The sequence below is a fragment of the Streptomyces gilvosporeus genome, assembly GCF_002082195.1.
GTDB lineage: Bacteria > Actinomycetota > Actinomycetes > Streptomycetales > Streptomycetaceae > Streptomyces > Streptomyces gilvosporeus.
The window spans coordinates 5,104,738-5,120,761 of sequence record NZ_CP020569.1; the positions used below are offsets into that span (position 1 = coordinate 5,104,738).

General features: G+C 67.7%; 14 protein-coding genes and 2 pseudogenes. 10 read left to right on the forward strand and 6 right to left on the reverse strand.

All coding sequences use genetic code 11. The annotated features are described in order from the left end of the window. The first annotated feature begins 258 nt into the window (after nt 1-258). The 4 genes from B1H19_RS22720 to B1H19_RS22735 all read left to right on the forward strand — a co-directional run bounded on the left by B1H19_RS22720 (nt 259) and on the right by B1H19_RS22735 (nt 4,469). On the forward strand, nt 259-1,365 hold the full coding sequence (locus B1H19_RS22720) for an LCP family protein (protein ID WP_083106636.1): 1,107 nt from the start codon (nt 259-261) through the stop codon (nt 1,363-1,365). Nucleotides 1,366-1,801: 436 nt separating this feature from the next. Then, nucleotides 1,802-2,137 (forward strand): hypothetical protein, encoded by a 336-nt coding sequence (locus tag B1H19_RS39915; RefSeq protein WP_083106637.1) that lies wholly within the window; start codon nt 1,802-1,804, stop codon nt 2,135-2,137. A 639-nt stretch (nt 2,138-2,776) separates the two neighbouring features. Continuing rightward, entirely contained in the window at nt 2,777-3,460 is a 684-nt protein-coding gene (locus tag B1H19_RS22730) for an HdeD family acid-resistance protein (RefSeq protein WP_083106638.1), read from the forward strand. A 49-nt stretch (nt 3,461-3,509) separates the two neighbouring features. After that, a complete protein-coding gene (locus B1H19_RS22735) occupies nt 3,510-4,469 on the forward strand; it encodes a diacylglycerol/lipid kinase family protein (protein ID WP_237289474.1) in 960 nt (319 codons plus the stop codon). Nucleotides 4,470-4,669: 200 nt separating this feature from the next. On the opposite strand, the gene B1H19_RS39920 is transcribed toward B1H19_RS22735, so the two are convergent. Continuing rightward, nucleotides 4,670-4,933 (reverse strand): hypothetical protein, encoded by a 264-nt coding sequence (locus tag B1H19_RS39920; RefSeq protein WP_237289476.1) that lies wholly within the window; start codon nt 4,931-4,933, stop codon nt 4,670-4,672. A gap of 1,525 nt (nt 4,934-6,458) precedes the next feature. On the opposite strand from B1H19_RS39920, the gene B1H19_RS22750 reads away from it, so the two are divergent. The 5 genes from B1H19_RS22750 to B1H19_RS22770 all read left to right on the forward strand — a co-directional run bounded on the left by B1H19_RS22750 (nt 6,459) and on the right by B1H19_RS22770 (nt 9,803). After that, nucleotides 6,459-6,662 carry a cold-shock protein gene (locus B1H19_RS22750; protein WP_069775160.1) on the forward strand — a complete coding sequence of 68 codons (204 nt, stop codon included), beginning with the start codon at nt 6,459-6,461 and terminating at the stop codon, nt 6,660-6,662. A gap of 295 nt (nt 6,663-6,957) precedes the next feature. Continuing rightward, nucleotides 6,958-8,472 (forward strand): DEAD/DEAH box helicase, encoded by a 1,515-nt coding sequence (locus B1H19_RS22755; RefSeq protein ID WP_083106640.1) that lies wholly within the window; start codon nt 6,958-6,960, stop codon nt 8,470-8,472. Nucleotides 8,473-8,532: 60 nt separating this feature from the next. Beyond that, nucleotides 8,533-8,922, forward strand: coding sequence for a CBS domain-containing protein (locus B1H19_RS22760; protein ID WP_083106641.1), 390 nt, complete (start codon nt 8,533-8,535; stop codon nt 8,920-8,922). A gap of 59 nt (nt 8,923-8,981) precedes the next feature. Then, a complete protein-coding gene (locus B1H19_RS22765) occupies nt 8,982-9,290 on the forward strand; it encodes an SCO5918 family protein (protein WP_083106642.1) in 309 nt (102 codons plus the stop codon). Between the two features lie 264 nt (nt 9,291-9,554). Continuing rightward, entirely contained in the window at nt 9,555-9,803 is a 249-nt protein-coding gene (locus B1H19_RS22770; protein ID WP_237289477.1) for a hypothetical protein, read from the forward strand. Between the two features lie 210 nt (nt 9,804-10,013). On the opposite strand, the gene B1H19_RS22775 is transcribed toward B1H19_RS22770, so the two are convergent. After that, nucleotides 10,014-10,562 carry a DUF5994 family protein gene (locus tag B1H19_RS22775; protein ID WP_083106643.1) on the reverse strand — a complete coding sequence of 183 codons (549 nt, stop codon included), beginning with the start codon at nt 10,560-10,562 and terminating at the stop codon, nt 10,014-10,016. A 1,281-nt stretch (nt 10,563-11,843) separates the two neighbouring features. On the opposite strand from B1H19_RS22775, the gene B1H19_RS22780 reads away from it, so the two are divergent. Continuing rightward, complete coding sequence (locus B1H19_RS22780) at nt 11,844-12,170, forward strand: MerR family transcriptional regulator (protein ID WP_083106644.1); 327 nt, start codon at nt 11,844-11,846, stop codon at nt 12,168-12,170. Nucleotides 12,171-12,717: 547 nt separating this feature from the next. On the opposite strand, the gene B1H19_RS22785 is transcribed toward B1H19_RS22780, so the two are convergent. From B1H19_RS22785 to B1H19_RS38790, 4 genes and pseudogenes are all read right to left on the reverse strand, one after another. Continuing rightward, on the reverse strand, nt 12,718-13,965 hold the full coding sequence (locus tag B1H19_RS22785) for a PP2C family protein-serine/threonine phosphatase (RefSeq protein WP_083106645.1): 1,248 nt from the start codon (nt 13,963-13,965) through the stop codon (nt 12,718-12,720). Nucleotides 13,966-14,016: 51 nt separating this feature from the next. Continuing rightward, nucleotides 14,017-14,193, reverse strand: a pseudogene (locus B1H19_RS40855) (IS21-like element helper ATPase IstB); the annotation flags it as partial. A 780-nt stretch (nt 14,194-14,973) separates the two neighbouring features. After that, nucleotides 14,974-15,180 (reverse strand): annotated as a pseudogene (locus tag B1H19_RS39930) (type III effector protein); the annotation flags it as partial. 184 nt (nt 15,181-15,364) lie between these two features. After that, nucleotides 15,365-15,715: a hypothetical protein gene (locus B1H19_RS38790; RefSeq protein WP_159028118.1), complete on the reverse strand. Its 351-nt coding sequence runs from the start codon at nt 15,713-15,715 to the stop codon at nt 15,365-15,367. Between the last annotated feature and the right edge of the window lie 309 nt (nt 15,716-16,024).

Below are 16,024 nucleotides of genomic sequence, written 5' to 3' on the forward strand. Positions count from 1 at the left end.
CAGGGGACGCATACCGGCCGTGTCCCCTGAGCGCCCGTCGACCGGTTCCGCAGGCGCGAAGGTGCCGGTTTCCGTGTTCCTCGGCGTGCCCGAATTCTCGTGATCGGCCATGACTGCCCGTTCGGTCGCACCCTTGTGCATTTGACGGGACATTGCAGTCGGTGCGCTCGTGCGCTGTGCATCAGGTCGGAAACAGTTTTCCCAGGCTCAGCCCCTGGGTTTGCGTTCGAGGCAACCCGAGAATGCACACTGCCGGGCATGAATCAGAGGACCCACGGCAGATACGCCGACTTCCAGGAACCGTATGAGCCCTCAGGCGCCGCACGTCCCCCCAATGAGTACGGGCCGTATGAGTCCGGGCCGTATGAGTCCGGACCACCCCCACGCCGGCGCGGAACGATCAAGCGGATTCTGATATCCGTCCTCGTCGTTCTGCTCGTGGTGGCGGTCGGCACGTATTTCTGGGCGGACTCCAAGCTGCGCAAGGAAGTCGATCTCGGAAAGGTCATCGACCGCCCGGCGGAGGGCGAGGGCACCAACTACCTGATCGTCGGCTCGGACAGCCGTAAGGGCATGTCGGCCGCCCAACGCAAGTCGCTGCACACCGGCGGCAGCGCGGAGGCGGGTCAGCGGACCGACTCGATGATGATCCTGCACATCGGCTCGGGCGGCCCGACGCTGATCTCCCTGCCGCGCGACTCGAACGTGACCATCCCGCAGTTCCGCGGTTCCGAGACCGGCCGGCTCAGGCCCGCGATGGGCGCCAACAAACTCAATGCGGCCTACGCCTTCGACGGTCCGCAGCTGCTGGTCCGCACGGTCGAGTACAACACCGGGCTGCATATCGACCACTACGCCGAGATCGGCTTCACCGGCTTCGCGAACATCGTGGAGGCGATGGGCGGCGTCGAGATGAACCTCGACAAGGGCTTCACGGACAAATGGTCGGGCGCCGACTTCAAGGCCGGCAAGCAGACCCTCAACGGCGCCCAGGCGCTCGCCTTCGTCCGTACCCGGCACGCCTTCGCCACCAGCGACCTGCAGCGCACGAAGAACCAGCAGAAGTTCCTCTCCGCACTCGCGAACCAGGCGGCCTCGCCCGGCACGGTCCTGAACCCGTTCGCGCTCTACCCCGTCATGAGCGCGGGCCTGGACACCCTCGTCGTCGACAAGGACATGAACCCCTACCTGCTGGCCCGGATGTTCCTCGCCATGAAGGACGTCAACAGCGGCGACGGCAGGTCCATGAACATGCCGGTCTCCGGCAGCGTCGGCGGCAATCTCCAGTGGGACAGGCCGAAGGTCAAGCAGCTGGTGAACGAGCTGAAGAGCGACGAACCGGTCACCGTCACCAGCGGCGGCTGATCGGCCGCGATCCGGCACGGATACGGCCGCGATCCGGCCGCCGGCGGTCCGTGCGGGGCGGCGCGGGCGGTGCCCAGAGGGGGGATGGCACCGCCCGCGCCGTGTGCACGGATCCGTCGGCACGGGGGGAACCGCAGGATCCGTGTGTGCCGATGACCAGTCGGCTACTTCTTCTGCGTCACCGGCCGGTTGGTTGTCACACCCGCACGCCAAGGCGCCTGGAAGAGCGGATATGGCCGCACGTATCGGACGTATCGCCGGGCGGGGTAACACGACGGCACCCCGCGACGCAGAAGTGCATACGGGCGCACAGCGCCCCCGTTTGTGATCACGGCCAGGGTGACTCCTGTGGGGGGTGGCCACCCTGGCCGTCATCACTCTTCCCCCCGTCCCGTCCCCGTCGTCGAGGCGCTGCGTCCGCCAGATTGCGACTCCCATGAGCCACCGGCCCGAATTCCTGCCCGCGGACGACCGGTACCACGGCGTCCGTCGCGGCACCGCCGCACAGCGGACGGCCCTGATCATCCATACGATCGCCGACATAGCCGCCGCGTTCCTGGGGCTCTGGATCCTGCTCTACCTGCTCGACGCGAACCAGGGCAATGTCTTCGTCCAGTTCGTCCAGGGCATGGCCGACTCGCTCGCCTGGTGGGCGCGGGACATCTTCACCATGAACACCGAAGGGCTGCGCGTCGCCCTCAACTACGGCCTGCCGGCCGTGATCTACCTGCTCGCCGGACATCTCATCGCCGGACGGGTACGCCGCCTCTGACCGCCTCCGGCGAGATCCTGAGCGCTTACGTTCCCTCGTCGGTGTCGGCCGCGACGAGAGCCTGCCGCAGCCGCCCGACGCCCATGCTTGACGCCTAGCCCCCGGCTCTATCCCATGGACGTAGGCCGGCCGGTCCAGCGGCCGCGGCCCTCGGGTTCCAGCCGCTGCCCGCGGGCTTCTTCGCCACACTGGCCGCGTTGGTCGTGTGTTACCCGGGCCTGGTCGAGAACGGCAAACGGTTCTTCCACCGCGCTGCCAGGGCCCCCGCCCGGCCGAGCCCGGCACCCGGCCACCGCCATCTGCGGCGCCGCGCCGCGCGCTTCAGCACCGCCCAGCGACGCAGGGCCGCGCTCCACAGACGTCCAGGCCCGGGTGAGGGTGCCAAGGCCAACTTGAAAGAGTTGTTCCGGCAAGTAGTTCCGGCCTGATTTCCCTGGCTCCCTGCGCGGCCGAGTTGCTGAGGCAAGGACATCACGCTCTGGAACTGGCACGCTGTTCCACCTGGTCAGGGGGTTGTTCCGTACTCGTAGGGATGTGGGAGCGACGAACCGTCCATTTTCGCCAGGCCCTACAGAGCCGACGGGGGGACGATGGAGGTGAACTGATTCGACCACCCTGTTCCTGAGAGGAGCAGACGGTATGGCTTCCTCTTCCTTCGATTCCTCGGGTGCCGGCCCTCCGCGCGGCACCGAGACACCGGACGCCTCCGGCACCGAAAGCCTGGGTGGCTTGGCCGACATGGGCTGGCAGGCCCTTCTCACCATGGGCCTGGCTGCCATCGCACTGGGTGTCGTGGTCCTTGCCTGGCCTCAGGAGACGCTGCGGGTCGTCGGCGTGCTCTTCGGCGTCTATCTGCTGGTCATCGGTGTCTTCCAGCTGGTCGCCGCCTTCGGTACGCATGTCCCCCGGCATCTTCGGGCGCTGCATTTCCTCGCCGGTGCGCTCTCCGTCCTCCTGGGTCTGATCTGCTTCCGGGGCACGCTGGAGTCGATTCTGCTGCTCGCCCTGTGGATCGGCTTCGGTTGGCTGGTGCGCGGCATCATGGTGACAGCGACGGCTGCCTCCGCTCCCCGGGATATGCCGGCACGAGGCTGGATGCTGTTCGCCGGAATCATCGGCTTGCTGGCAGGCACCGTGCTGATCGTCGCGCCGTTCACCTCGATCGCCGCGCTCACCCTGACGGTGAGCATCATGGCCATAGTCCTTGGGGCGGTTGAGGTATTCCACGCCATAAGGATGCGGGCCGACGTCAGCCGCCTCGCTCCCGGCACCACTGCCGAGCGACGTCCGCTGTTCCACTCCCGGCCGCACCCCCAGCACTGATTCTCGCGACTGCCGTGCTCCGCTGAGTGCGGCAAAAGTGGGTGTGGTGATGGCTGGAGCTGAGGCGCGTACCCGGGTAGTGGTCGTGATGAATCCACGCTCGGGCGGCGGCAGTCCTGCTCGTTTCGACCTGGCCAATCGGGTCGAGGGCATGGGAGCGCGGGTCTGGTCGACCAGTGTCGACGACGACGCGGCGTCACTCGCGAGGCTCGCCGTCCAGGAGGGGGCTGAGGTACTGGGAGTGGCGGGCGGAGACGGCACGATATCGGCCGTGGCTGCGGTGGCCGCTGACACGGATCGCCCGTTGCTGGTGCTCCCGGCAGGCACGCGCAACCACTTCGCCCGGGACCTTGGCCTCGACATCCGCAACCCGGTGCCCTCACTGAGCGCCCTGACCGATGGCGTGCCCACACGTGTGGATCTCGGCTTGGTAGGCCCGCGCGTCTTCATCAACAACGTCTCTTTCGGCCCCTACGCCGACGCCTTGCTGGACCCTGGGTACCGGGAGGACAAGGTGCGCGCCCTCGCCTCGGTCACTCCCGATTACCTCACAGGAAGGCAATGCGTCGAAGCCGACGTGGACACCCCGCGGGGAGCCGTCCACTTGCCGCAAGTGGTGCTGGTCTCCAACAACCCGTACCACATCGCCACTCCCCGCTACCTGGGGCGTCGCTTCACGCTCACCTCAGGACTGCTCGGCGCCATCGTGCTGAAGCGTCCGACCGACACCCCACCAGACCTCCTCCGACACCTGCGCAGTGAGCTGCTGCGGCAGCAGCCCCCAGGTACGGCAGGTGATGCGGCGAGCGTCTGGAGGGCGGCCAGCATCACGTTGCGCGGCCGGGGCCGGCAACTGGATGCAGGGATCGATGGCGAAGCCGTAACGTTGCCTCTTCCGGTCACGTGCGAAATCTGGCCAGGTGGACTGCAAGTGCTGCTGCCGAGAGACCGGCCAGGAATCCCCCCGGAGCCGGTGCCCGGGCTCCCGCGAGCGCCGCGTGGCCCCTGAGGACAGACGGACGACGTCGAAGGGCCACCACCGCGAACTTGAGTTCTCGTGGTCGTCGCAACACCCCAGCTCAGGGGATGGGGTGCGTGGCAGCGACTGTCTGCGTCCGACCCGCTCCGGCCGACCGAAGGCAATATCAGCCTCGCTGGAGTCAGCCGTTGCGAAACGTGCGATGCCACGCAAGACCACGCCGGCGCTGGTCACGGCCTGGGGAGCGTGCCGCGCAGGTGATCGAGGTGCTGCCGCACGTGGTCCGCCAGGTCGGCGTAGAACGGCACGCGGGCCGCCGCCTGGAGGATTTCGGTGCAGGCGGTCAGCTCCCCGAGTCGGCCGGAGGGAGTGCCCAGGACGTGGGCGAACTCCTTGCTGACTCGTTCTCGGCCGACCAGTCCCGCACCTTGAGCAGCCGAGGTCGGGGCACAGCGGGAGGCACGGATCGTTCCGCTTCCTCGGGGCCTTCCCACAGCCTCCCGCCCGCTTTGCCCTCGGGTTCGCTCACGAGCCGTGGCCAGGCGGGGCCGTCCGGGGTCGTGACGGCGCCGGACAGGGTCCGGCCGGCGTATCCCCACACCTCTCCGCCCGCGACATCGGTGCCTTCCAGCAGGGCACAGGCGCGGTCGCGAGCGGAGAGCATGCGGTCCCTGACTGCCGGCTCAGGGGCAGTGAACATCAGGCTTGCTACCTTCTGCGGCTGACGGCGGCGACATCGGCCGCGACCAACTCAGTTACCAGAGCGGCGATCTGGCCGACGGGGAGCGACGAGGCTACCGCCAACTCGCCCAGGGATGCGGCCCTTCCCTCGGCGAGGGCCTGATCACGTCCAACCCGGCGGCCAGGCGGCGCGGACGCGGCAAGCGCGCCGGCCGATCCCGCGACCGCGGCCCGGAGGGCGGGCGCTCGACGCCCGCCTGGCGATGTGTCCCACATCACCCGTGCGCGTGCTGAACGAGTCCCTGCAGGCGCGGCTGATGCTGCGTTAGCAGGGGAGCCCGGGAGCCGGATTTCGAAGTTGGCTCCCAAACGGCTCCAGACTTCTCCCAGGAGGCGGTCTGCGGATGGTGTCACCCTGGCCGCGCGTCGCTTTGCACCAGCACGTTTGCGTGATCTTGTTCGCTACTGCTCGGCTGCTCACAGTCGAGTTCCGCAAGGCCCGCGGGATTAGCGGGATGGCCGCCTTTGGAGCGCAGCGGGAGGATGAGTAGGGCTTCGTCGACGGCCCTCAGGCTTCGTCCGCCATGACAGAAACCGGCCATGCGAACTATGAATGCCTACTGCCGCCAGTGCAGTTTTTCCTCGGCTGCGGCAAAGGGATCAAGGCTGCCCGCAATGGCCGAGCACCGCGTGCCAGGCCAGCTCCGCTGCCCCGGGTCGGCCTGTGGGCAGTGTTTTCCGTCCCGCTGCCCGCTCGGGTTGTCCTCAGACTGCGCAGCCGCGGCTTTTCCAGCACCCGTCCTCCGAGACGGGACGGTTGCTTGCATGAGCTCATGACTCCGGAGATGCCCAGCGGGCCGAGCGGGAAAGACGTCATGCCCTGGCCCCGCGATCTCACCCGGCACGCCGCTCCTGTCATGCCGCGCCGCGAACCGTCCCCGACGGTTGTGCGGTGCGGTTCGGCCAGGCGTGGTGGGTACCCGGCTCGTGCCTGCGGAGCCCGGGTGGTGGCCGAGGAGGTCGACGTATTTCCGCTCGAATACGGGCGAGCGTCGATCCTGAATATCTCATGCCGCAACTACAGAAATGGCCACTGGCACGGTAGGGGTTTTTTACGCTCTCGAAAACTTCGGGATCATCTGCCACGCATGGCCGCCAGTACCGTGCTACCTTCGATCTCAGTTGCAGTTGTGGTTCCCAAGACTTCAAGCGTGCTCGCTGTCGTACACGGCGGAGCGCTTTCGTATTGCCGGTGATTATTTCCGGACGGGCAATCAACGCAGCGATACGGAGCTCGCACGGTGTGGGCTCCGGGCACTGCCCCGAAGGAGATATGACATGGCTACTGGCACCGTGAAGTGGTTCAACGCGGAAAAGGGTTTCGGCTTCATCGAGCAGGACGGCGGCGGCGCCGACGTCTTCGCCCACTACTCGAACATCGCTGCCCAGGGCTTCCGCGAGCTGCAGGAAGGCCAGAAGGTGAACTTCGACGTCACGCAGGGCCAGAAGGGCCCGCAGGCCGAGAACATCGTTCCCGCCTGACGCTGACGCTGACGCTGACGCGTAGCACTGTAGCTGGGGCCCGCACCTTGGGTGCGGGCCCCAGCTCGTTGCTTTTCGGTGTTTCCCGCGTGTCCCACAACGGCCGCACACGTGGCGTGCGGGCAGCCAGTTGCTCCTCTTTGCGGCGTTGCCGGTCCCGCTTCGGTGTGCAGGGTCGACATATTCCCGCCCCGCTTCGTTCCATCTCATTTCATCGGTTCGTTCTTGCGATTCTCTGTGTGCGGCTCATTGCCGCCGGGAATTCCTCGACGCACCGCATCGAGGAAGGTTCTCCATGAACCGCACAGCTCGCACGAATGACCGCTACTCCCGCTCTGCCCGCTCGTCCGGCTCAGGCCGCGGCGGCTACCGCTCCGGTCGGCCGAACCGCTCGGGCACGGGTCGTTCCGGGGGCCCCGGACGGCGTCCCGCGACACTGCAGGGAGAGTTCGCCCTGCCCGTCACCCACACCCCCGCCCTGCCCCCGGCCGAGGCTTTCGCCGAGCTGGACATGCCGTCGCCGCTGCTGGCGGCCCTCAGCGCGGAAGGCATGTCCGCCCCGTTCCCCATCCAGGCCGCCACGCTGCCGAACTCGCTGGCCGGGCGCGATGTTCTCGGCCGCGGTCGCACCGGATCGGGCAAGACGCTGGCCTTCGGTCTGGCCCTGCTGGCCCGTACCGCCGGGCAGCGCGCGGAGCCCCGTCAGCCGCTGGCACTGGTCCTGGTCCCGACCCGGGAACTGGCCCAGCAGGTCACCGACGCCCTCGCCCCCTATGGCCGGTCGCTCAAGCTGCGGCTGGCCACCGTCGTCGGCGGAATGTCGATCGGCCGCCAGTCCAGCGCACTGCGCGGCGGGGTCGAGGTGGTCGTCGCCACGCCGGGACGGCTCAAGGACCTCATCGAGCGCGGTGACTGCAGGCTGAACCAGGTCGCTGTCACCGTGCTGGACGAGGCGGACCAGATGGCCGACATGGGCTTCATGCCCCAGGTCACCGCGCTGCTCGACCAGGTTCGGCCCGAGGGGCAGCGGATGCTCTTCTCGGCCACCCTGGACCGCAACGTCGACCTCCTGGTCCGGCGCTACCTGACGGACCCGGTGGTCCACTCCGTCGATCCTTCGGCGGGCGCGGTCACGACGATGGAGCACCACGTGCTGCACGTCCACGGCGCCGACAAGCACGCCACCACCACCGAGATCGCCGCCCGCGAAGGTCGGTCGATCATGTTCCTGGACACCAAGCACGCCGTGGACAACCTCACCAGGCATCTGCTGAACAGCGGTGTCCGCGCCGCGGCCCTGCACGGTGGCAAGTCCCAGTCCCAGCGCACCCGCACCCTGGCCCAGTTCAAGACCGGCCATGTCACCGTCCTGGTGGCCACCAACGTCGCCGCCCGCGGCATCCACGTCGACAACCTCGATCTCGTCGTCAACGTCGACCCGCCCAGCGACCACAAGGACTACCTGCACCGCGGTGGCCGTACCGCGCGCGCCGGCGAGTCCGGCAGCGTCGTCACCCTCGTCCTGCCCAACCAGCGCCGCACCATGAACCGCCTGATGGCGGACGCGGGCATCACCCCGCAGACCACCCAGGTCCGCTCCGGCGAGGCCGAACTGAGCCGCATCACCGGCGCCCAGGCCCCCTCCGGCACCCCGGTCACCATCGCCGCACCAGTTGTCGAACGTGCCAAGCGCAGCGGCTCCTCCACGCGAGGCCGCCGCAGCCGCCCCGCCCAGGCCCGTCGTGCCGCCGGATCAGCCCGTACCGGGACACCGACTGCGCGGCAGACCTCCTCGGCCCCGGCCGCCTAGGCCGGTCAGGACGATCACGCTCGGCTTGTCGGACCACCATCGTCACGGAGGCTTTCGTTGATGCTGCAGAGCTACCCCCAGGGGGACTTCCCCGGCAAGGCAGCCGGCGACGTCATGTCGGCGCCGGGACCACAGGTCGGCGACGACATGATCGTCGACGTGGCTCTGTCCGTCCTCATCGGGGCCGGTGCCGACCATCTCCTCGTCCGTGACGAGGACGGGCGGTGTACGGGCCTGATCACCCGTTCCCAGATGACAGACCATCACCAAGGCTCCTGGTACACCGAGGAGACCCGGTTGCGGGACCTCATCTACGACCGTGGGCCCTTCACTTCGCCCGTGATGTCTGCACACGACGCGGAACGCGCCATGCGTCAACGCGCGCTGTGGGCCTCACCCGTGATCGGTGAGGACGGGCACGCCCTGGGCGTCGTCGTTCTCACCCGTTGATCCCTCTCCGCCGGGCCGGCGATCCGTTTCCGGCTTCTCTTCGACCTTGTGGAGGCACTATGCGCGTCGTCATCGCCCGCTTTCCTTTCGACCTGCTCAAGACCGAGGTGCAGGATGCGATGAAGGGCATCAAAGCTGAACCCGTCACGGGTGAGTCCGTGCTCATCGGTCGCCGCCATTACCCCGTCAAGCAGGTCGGGGAGATCATCACCGGGCAGGATCGCCGTGACTTCTCCGCCTGTGAAGTGACCCGAGCCCTGAGCCGCCTCGGCTTCGTGTGCCGCCCGGCTGCCGCTCTCGTGCCACCGACCGGTCTCACACCACTGGAGACGGCGTCGGCCTTGCTGGGGCACCCGGACCGAGCCTGACCGGACCGCTGTGGGCAAAGAATCCGCCCCGCAGCTGCCGACTCAGCGGTCGGAAGAGCGCAAGGCTCCCTGGCTCTGGTGGAGCGGGCGGCCGAGCTGGTGGATGCGGCGGAGACTCGTGCCCCGGTCCGGCAAGGACCCCGGAACGTGCTCCCCGAACGCCTCCTGCCGTCGCCGGCCCCTTGCCAGGTCGGATCTGCCTGATCCATTGCTCCGCAGGCGGCATGTCACGCGAGAAATCCGCGAGCGATCTATCGTCAAGACATGAGCGTGTTCATCAAGCTGGTGGAGAACCGGCCCCCCAAGGAATATGCGGAGCCGGCGGCTGCTGACATCTCCTACGACGACATCGCCGAAGGTGAGTCGCCCGCCACGTACGAGTACGACCTGCTTCCGAGCGGCGCATTGCGGATCCTCAAGGTGACCAAAGGCGAAGCCGCTGTCGTCGATTCGATCTACGCTCCGGGACTCTGGTTCCGCGTCCATGGGCAGTGGCACGGTAATCCGGAATAGCAAGAACTCTGCCGGTGGCCGGGTGCTGCCGGCTGCTCAGCCCGATCGTCGGCGCTTGATATCCGAGCAGAATGTGCTCATGCTTCGCGTCAGCCTACGGAATCACGTCGGAAACTACCTGTAGGTGTACCGTGGATTGTGGGTTGCGCATTCTCACGTGTTGCGCCTGAAAGGACGGCCCCGGCGGTTTCACCGGGTCCGTTTCGGGATTCACTCCGAGCGTGCTGGCGCGGTCTCACGGTCGCCGTGGCCGCCCTCGGAGTCCCAGACCGCTTCTTGGGCCTGGTCGGCTTCTGTCGTGATCCGTTGGGATTCGGCCCTCTCCAGCAGATCACTCGCTGTGTGGCTGCGCAGCGGACCGGTAGCCGCGGTCATCAGCCAGGCGGCGATGGCCGGATCCGTCTGCGGCGGAATCACCAGCAGGTCCCAGCGGCCGACGGTGTAGGAGAGCAGCAACAGCTTGTGGGGGTCTTGCTCGGCCTTGAACCAGCCGACGCTCACCACGTGCCCGTCAACGGGCACCTTCCGTGGGATGACGGGCCACAGGGTCGGGTTCACCGTGACATGGGTGATGCGCCCCCAAAGGGGATCCAGCACCGCGGTCAACGCAGGAAGTTCCGCCGCCAGGTCGCGGGAGCGGGGCCACCAGGCACCGTCCAGAAGAGCACCAGGGGTGTCCGCTGAGGCGAGTGCGAGACGCAGCGGCAGCGAAAAGGTCCGCTCCTCGACCGCCGGCGTATACAGAATGGTCGCGGTCATGACGCGGACCTGTCCCCGGGCCGGTGTACACCGGCCCGGTGTTGTGAATCGCCGAGAACGACAGGAGCTCAGAGACTCTTATGCGAAATGTCCTCGGTAATTTCAGGGTACTCCCGGATGCAACCCGCCGGACGGTTTCGGGGTGACGAATGTCAGAGCGTTTTGGTGTTGCTCCGCGGCTCACCGACATATGCCCTGTCGCAGGCTGCCGCTACAGGAATGCGGGCGTTACGGAAAGCGTTGCGAATCAGGACATCGGGTTTCGGTCGCGGGTGTAGTAAAACTTGTTTGGCAGACTCGGCGGGAAGGAGCCCGAAGGTCGTCTCCGTCACGAGGGGCATTGGACCGGTCGATCAGCCGCTGGACTTCGCTGTGGCGTTCGCATTCAGCAGGCGTCACCGTGTGACGCCTGCTTGTGACGCGATCGGGGACATTCCCGACCGGAGCCCGGGGCCGGGGGTGGTGGTGACGTTGTCGGTGAGGCGGCGGATCATGTGCCATCCGAAGCCGCCGGTGCCGCCGTTGAGTCAGGGGGGCGTTCGCGCGGGGGCGCCGGGTTGAGGTCGCTGAAGGCGACGTTCGCTGTATCGGCGGTTGCGCCGAGTTCGAGGGTGTAGTGGCCGCCTCCGTGGCGCAGGGCGTTGGTGAGCGGGCGACGCCGCGGGCGCGTGCTCACGCCCCGCCTGGGGCGGTTGTGCCGCCGGGCTCAGCTTGTGCCGCCGGGCCGGTCTTCAACCCGGATGGCAATCTTACGGGTGTGCATGAGGCAGAAGCCCACTCGCTGGCTGTTGAGAAAATCTGTCACGCCGAGAGTAGACATGGGTGGGTGCGGGGGTTAGTGTTTCCTCGTACCCAAGAAGTCGAAGAGGGCACGGCAGAGATGAACTGCCGTGCGAGCAGGTCAGGCAGGATGCGGAACGGCAGTGGAGTGGCGGGGCCGGAAATGGTGGGCTCCTTCACTGACTGCCGGGCCGAGCGGCCCCAGGGGCCGCATGCAGTACCCGCGATACCCAGCAGTACAACCGAGCAACCGAACGAGGTAAGGAGCAGACGCCATCAGGATCGCCCGGGCGAGGAAGAACATCGCTCGGGTAACGCAGGCCCCGGATTGGAAGGTGGTCCCCGGTCACGCATTCGCGATCCCCGCACCTCCGCCCTCCCAGGCGGACCAGCGGAACAAGAGAGCCGGCGCAGTCAGCCGGTAGATGGTGTTGAAAGCTCGGGGCCCGGGTGCCAGTACGGCACTCGGGCCCCTCGACGCGTCCCCGAAAGAAGAGGTCTATGCCCCCTCGCAGTTCCCGCCCCGCCGACAAGTTCGACGACGACGATTACCCCGCCTACACCATGGGCCGGGCCGCCGAGATGCTCGGCACCACCCCCGCCTTCCTCCGCGCCCTCGGTGAGCACCGCCTGATCACCCCGCTGCGCTCCGAAGGCGGCCACCGCCGCTACTCCCGCTACCAGCTGCGCATCGCCGCCCGCGCCCGCGAACTCGTCGACTCCGGCACCCCCATCGAAGCCGCCTGCCGCATCGTCATTCTCGAAGACCAGCTCGAAGAAGCCCAGCGCATCAACGAAGAACTGCGCACCCGCGGCGCCACGTCGTAACGGCGTTTCGAGACCGATCTGCCCGAGCTGAGCACCGCTGCGGCCGCGTCCTTGACCCGCGACGGCAGACGTTGTCCCGGCGGCCGGGCCGGCGTCGCTTGGCCAACTCGCCACGCCCCGACGCATGGCCGCCCGCCGGCAGTCCTGGGGGACCGGGCAGGCTCCGGTGCTGCCGCCCAGGTGGCGGTGCGAGGCGAAGGGTGTTTTCGACAAGGTGAATGAGAGCCACTCGGGCAGTGGGATCGAGAGCCACGTTGCTCCATCCGTGCTGGGGACAGAGGTGACACAAGTTCATGATCGGCAACGGGATTGACAGCCACCCCGATCGGGTGACTTCTGGCTGTGGCCGTGGTGGCTCGGGAGTGTTCGCGGCATCGGCGGGAGTGGTGCCGGATGGGCTGGTGTTCCCGGGTCCCCTCGGGCCGCGTCCCTGCCAGGCACGGCTCGTGAGGACCCGGCTCCGTGTGGCCGCGGTCGAGCGCGTGGCAGCCGACCGGGCTGCGGGGCTGTGCCTGTCGGCTCCGTCAGCGATGGTGCGGGTGTCGGTTCACTCCATGGTGGCGAAGTGGTCGGCGGCGCCACCGTGCCACTCGATCATGAAGAGGGTGGCGTCGTCGCTGGTGCGCCCGCCTCGTTCCCTCTTCAGCGTGTGGGAGAGCCGGCGCAGGTCCGCCCGCAGCCCCTCTGACGGCTCTTCCCCCAGGCGGTTGACGCAGTCGATGAGGCGTTCCTCGCCGAACGGCTCCCCGCCGGCGACATGCTCCTCGATGATGCCGTCGGTGTAGCACAGCACCCGGTCGCCCTGCTGAAGCGTGTGCTCTCTGACCCGGGGCGCCTCACCTCCGAAGCCGACGGGCAGCGTCGTCGCGCTCTCCAGCTGCCGCAGGACCCGGCCCCCGCGGATCAGCAGCGGCGCGGGGTGGCCCGCGTTGACCAGCTCCATCTCCCCGGTGGAGATGTTCAGCTGCATCAGCTGCGCCGTGACGAAGTGGTCGGGCCCGAACTGCTGGGAGATGGCATCGTCCATGAACGCGTACTTCTCGGCCAGGCTGACGAACACGCGCCGGGCATGGCGGTAGGCGCCGATGACGACGGTCGCCATCGCGGCGGCGTCCAGGCCGTGGCCCATCGCGTCGATGACGGCCATGTGCAGGATGTTGTCGTTGAGGGCGTAGTCGAAGCTGTCACCGGCGACGCGGTAGGCGGGCTCCAGGATGCCGGCCACCTCGACCTGCGGCACGGACATCGTCAGCGGCGGCAGCAGGCCCCACTGGATCTCCGCAGACACGCTCATCGGCTCCCGACGCCGGACCAGGAAGAACTGGTCGGTGTAGGCGTTCTTGGTGACCAGCAGGTCGGCAACCAGGCCGGCGAGCCGGCCCAGCAAGCGCCGGTCATCGTCGTCGACGGCGTCCAGAGTCAGGGCCATGACGCCCACCTGGTCGCTTCCGTCCAGCAGGGGCAGATACATCCGGACGCTGCCGCCGGCCTGTGGTACCTCGACGACAGCCGCGCGCAGGAAGGCCCGGCCGGCGGGGGAGTCGGTCACCGGCTCGGGCTGGCCCACGTGCAGTTTCCTGCCGGGCAGCGGCACCAGCAGCTCCTGCGCGTAGTCCTGGAGCAGGATGGAGACGTCACGGCCGCCGATTCCGGCCACCTCTTCCGCGATCAGGGGGGCGATCAGCTGCGGCGGCAACAGCCGCGCCCTGTCCAGCAGCAGGCCGAGCAGCCGCTCGCCAAAACCCTCCGACCGGTCCACCACGCCCTTGTCCAGCCGCCGCTCACCTTCCGCCATAGCCATGTCCTTCCATCCCGCTGGCCTCATTTCGCATGACACAGGGGCGATTCACCGGGCGGTGTGGTGTTCGGCTTCTGTGGCCTGGAGCCGGTAGGACTCGGTGCCGGTCTGGATGAAGGTGCAGCGGAAGGCGATCCGGTCAGCGATGGCCGCGCAGAGCCGCGGCTCGTTGAAGATCTGGAACAGCAGCTTGGCGCCCTTCGTGTCCAGGTCGAGATAGCCGACAGGCGGCTTCCGCACCGGTGGCACCGGAGGGTTGAGGGCCTTGACGACCGTCTTGCACGAGACTCTGTACCGCTGGGCCAGCGTCCGCTGCGACACCATCGGATCCAGCCGGCGGTCCCGGCGGATCCGCTCGAAGATCCACTCACGCGATCGGTACACGAAAAGGTCTCCTGACACGACCTTGACCAACGCGCACAGCGTGACCGGCCAAACGGCCCAAGACCTCCATTACGCCGAAAGCGGCATGTCGCACACGATCAGATCGGGTGGTCCCCATTCTCGTTGCCCAGACGGTGGTCCCCAATCTCACCGCCCGAGTGCCCCCTACACCCTGTCGAAAACACGTAGGGGGAAGACCGTCGCGCCACACCGGTCTATCCGATCGGCCACGGACAGCGGCTGCGCGCAATGCCGCTGCGGGCGCCGCCCAGGTGACCCCCACGGGCCGGCTACCCCATCCGTTCGGCCTGGCCGCCGTCGCTACCGGCCTCGTCCAGCCGGTCGTTCGCCTCATTCTCCGGCGAGGCGCCAAGAATTGGGGAAGATTGGCCGCCCATCACGGCGAAAGCCCATAGGGGCGGCGAGTCGGCAGGGGCCGGAGCATGCAACTCCCCCTGGTGCGCGCCCCCGCGCTGCACGCCAGTGCAGCCACCCCCACGCGCGCAGAACCCGCGATCCACCGCCCACCCGTTCAATTGATCTTGGGAAGCGGCAGGCCCCCGCGGACTGGCCGGGGCCTGCTGTGTGTGGTCCGACTGGGTGCATACCGCTGTGCATTGGTCAGTCGGGGGTGGCTGGGGGCGTGGCGGAGTTCGTGAGGGTGTCGAGTTGGGCGGCGAGGTCGGGGTGGGTGGCGGCCAGATGGGGGCGGGTGGCGTTCAGAGGGTGGACGAGGGCGGCGGGTTCGTCGTGACCGAGGGCCGCGTGGAGTTGGCTGAGCGGGAGACGGGCCGCTGTGGGGAGGTCGGTGAGGGCGGTGATCTGGCCTGGATCGAGGGAGCCACCGAACAGACCGACTGAGAGAGGACAGGAGCGTTCCGCCGAGGCTGCACGCCAGCTACTTGAGCGCTCGCTGACCTCTACGACTGGTTGCCGTCCCTGCCTGATGTGGGAACAGAGCGGCCGACTTTGGAGTCATTACGCACGCCGACAATGCGCTTCACCCATGGGGTCAGTCCGTCGGGGCATGCGCACTGACCTCTACTTGATCGGTGACATACAGGTCAGGGATCGCTACCGGACACTCGTGAAACTCGCATACGACATCGGCTGGCGTGGCATAGGCCGCGAACACAGGAATCGGCAGATACGAGACGTAGCGTCCTGCGGCCTGTTTGCGCCGCATCGACTTAGGGCCGCACAGATGGCGTTGGTCGATGGCGTGCCGATGCTGGTGGAGGTCAAGCGGGCGACCGATTCCCGCATACGCCGCGAAGCCGTGGGCCAGCTGCGCGACTATGCCGCGAACGGTGCCCGCCGATGGCTCGCCGCGCTGCTTCGGTGGTTCTTCGACGAGCCCCACACAGCCGACGGCAGGCTCTGGGAGACGGAGCAATGCTGTGGCTCAGTTCACAGGTGCACGTGGGAGTGGGGCCGTTGGGATGGGTCGGCACCTCGCTGCTGTCCCGTCGACCGGGGAGCCAAAATCCGAAGTCGGCTCCCAAATGGCTCCCAAGAGGGTCCGAGAAACGAGTCAGGGGCCTGACCCACCAAGTGGATCAGGCCCCTGACCTGTTGTTTCTTCAGTCGGGGTGGCGGGATTTGAACCCACGACCTCTTCGTCCCGAAGCAATTCGATCAGTCTTTAGGGCCTGAGCCGGTGACTCAGTAA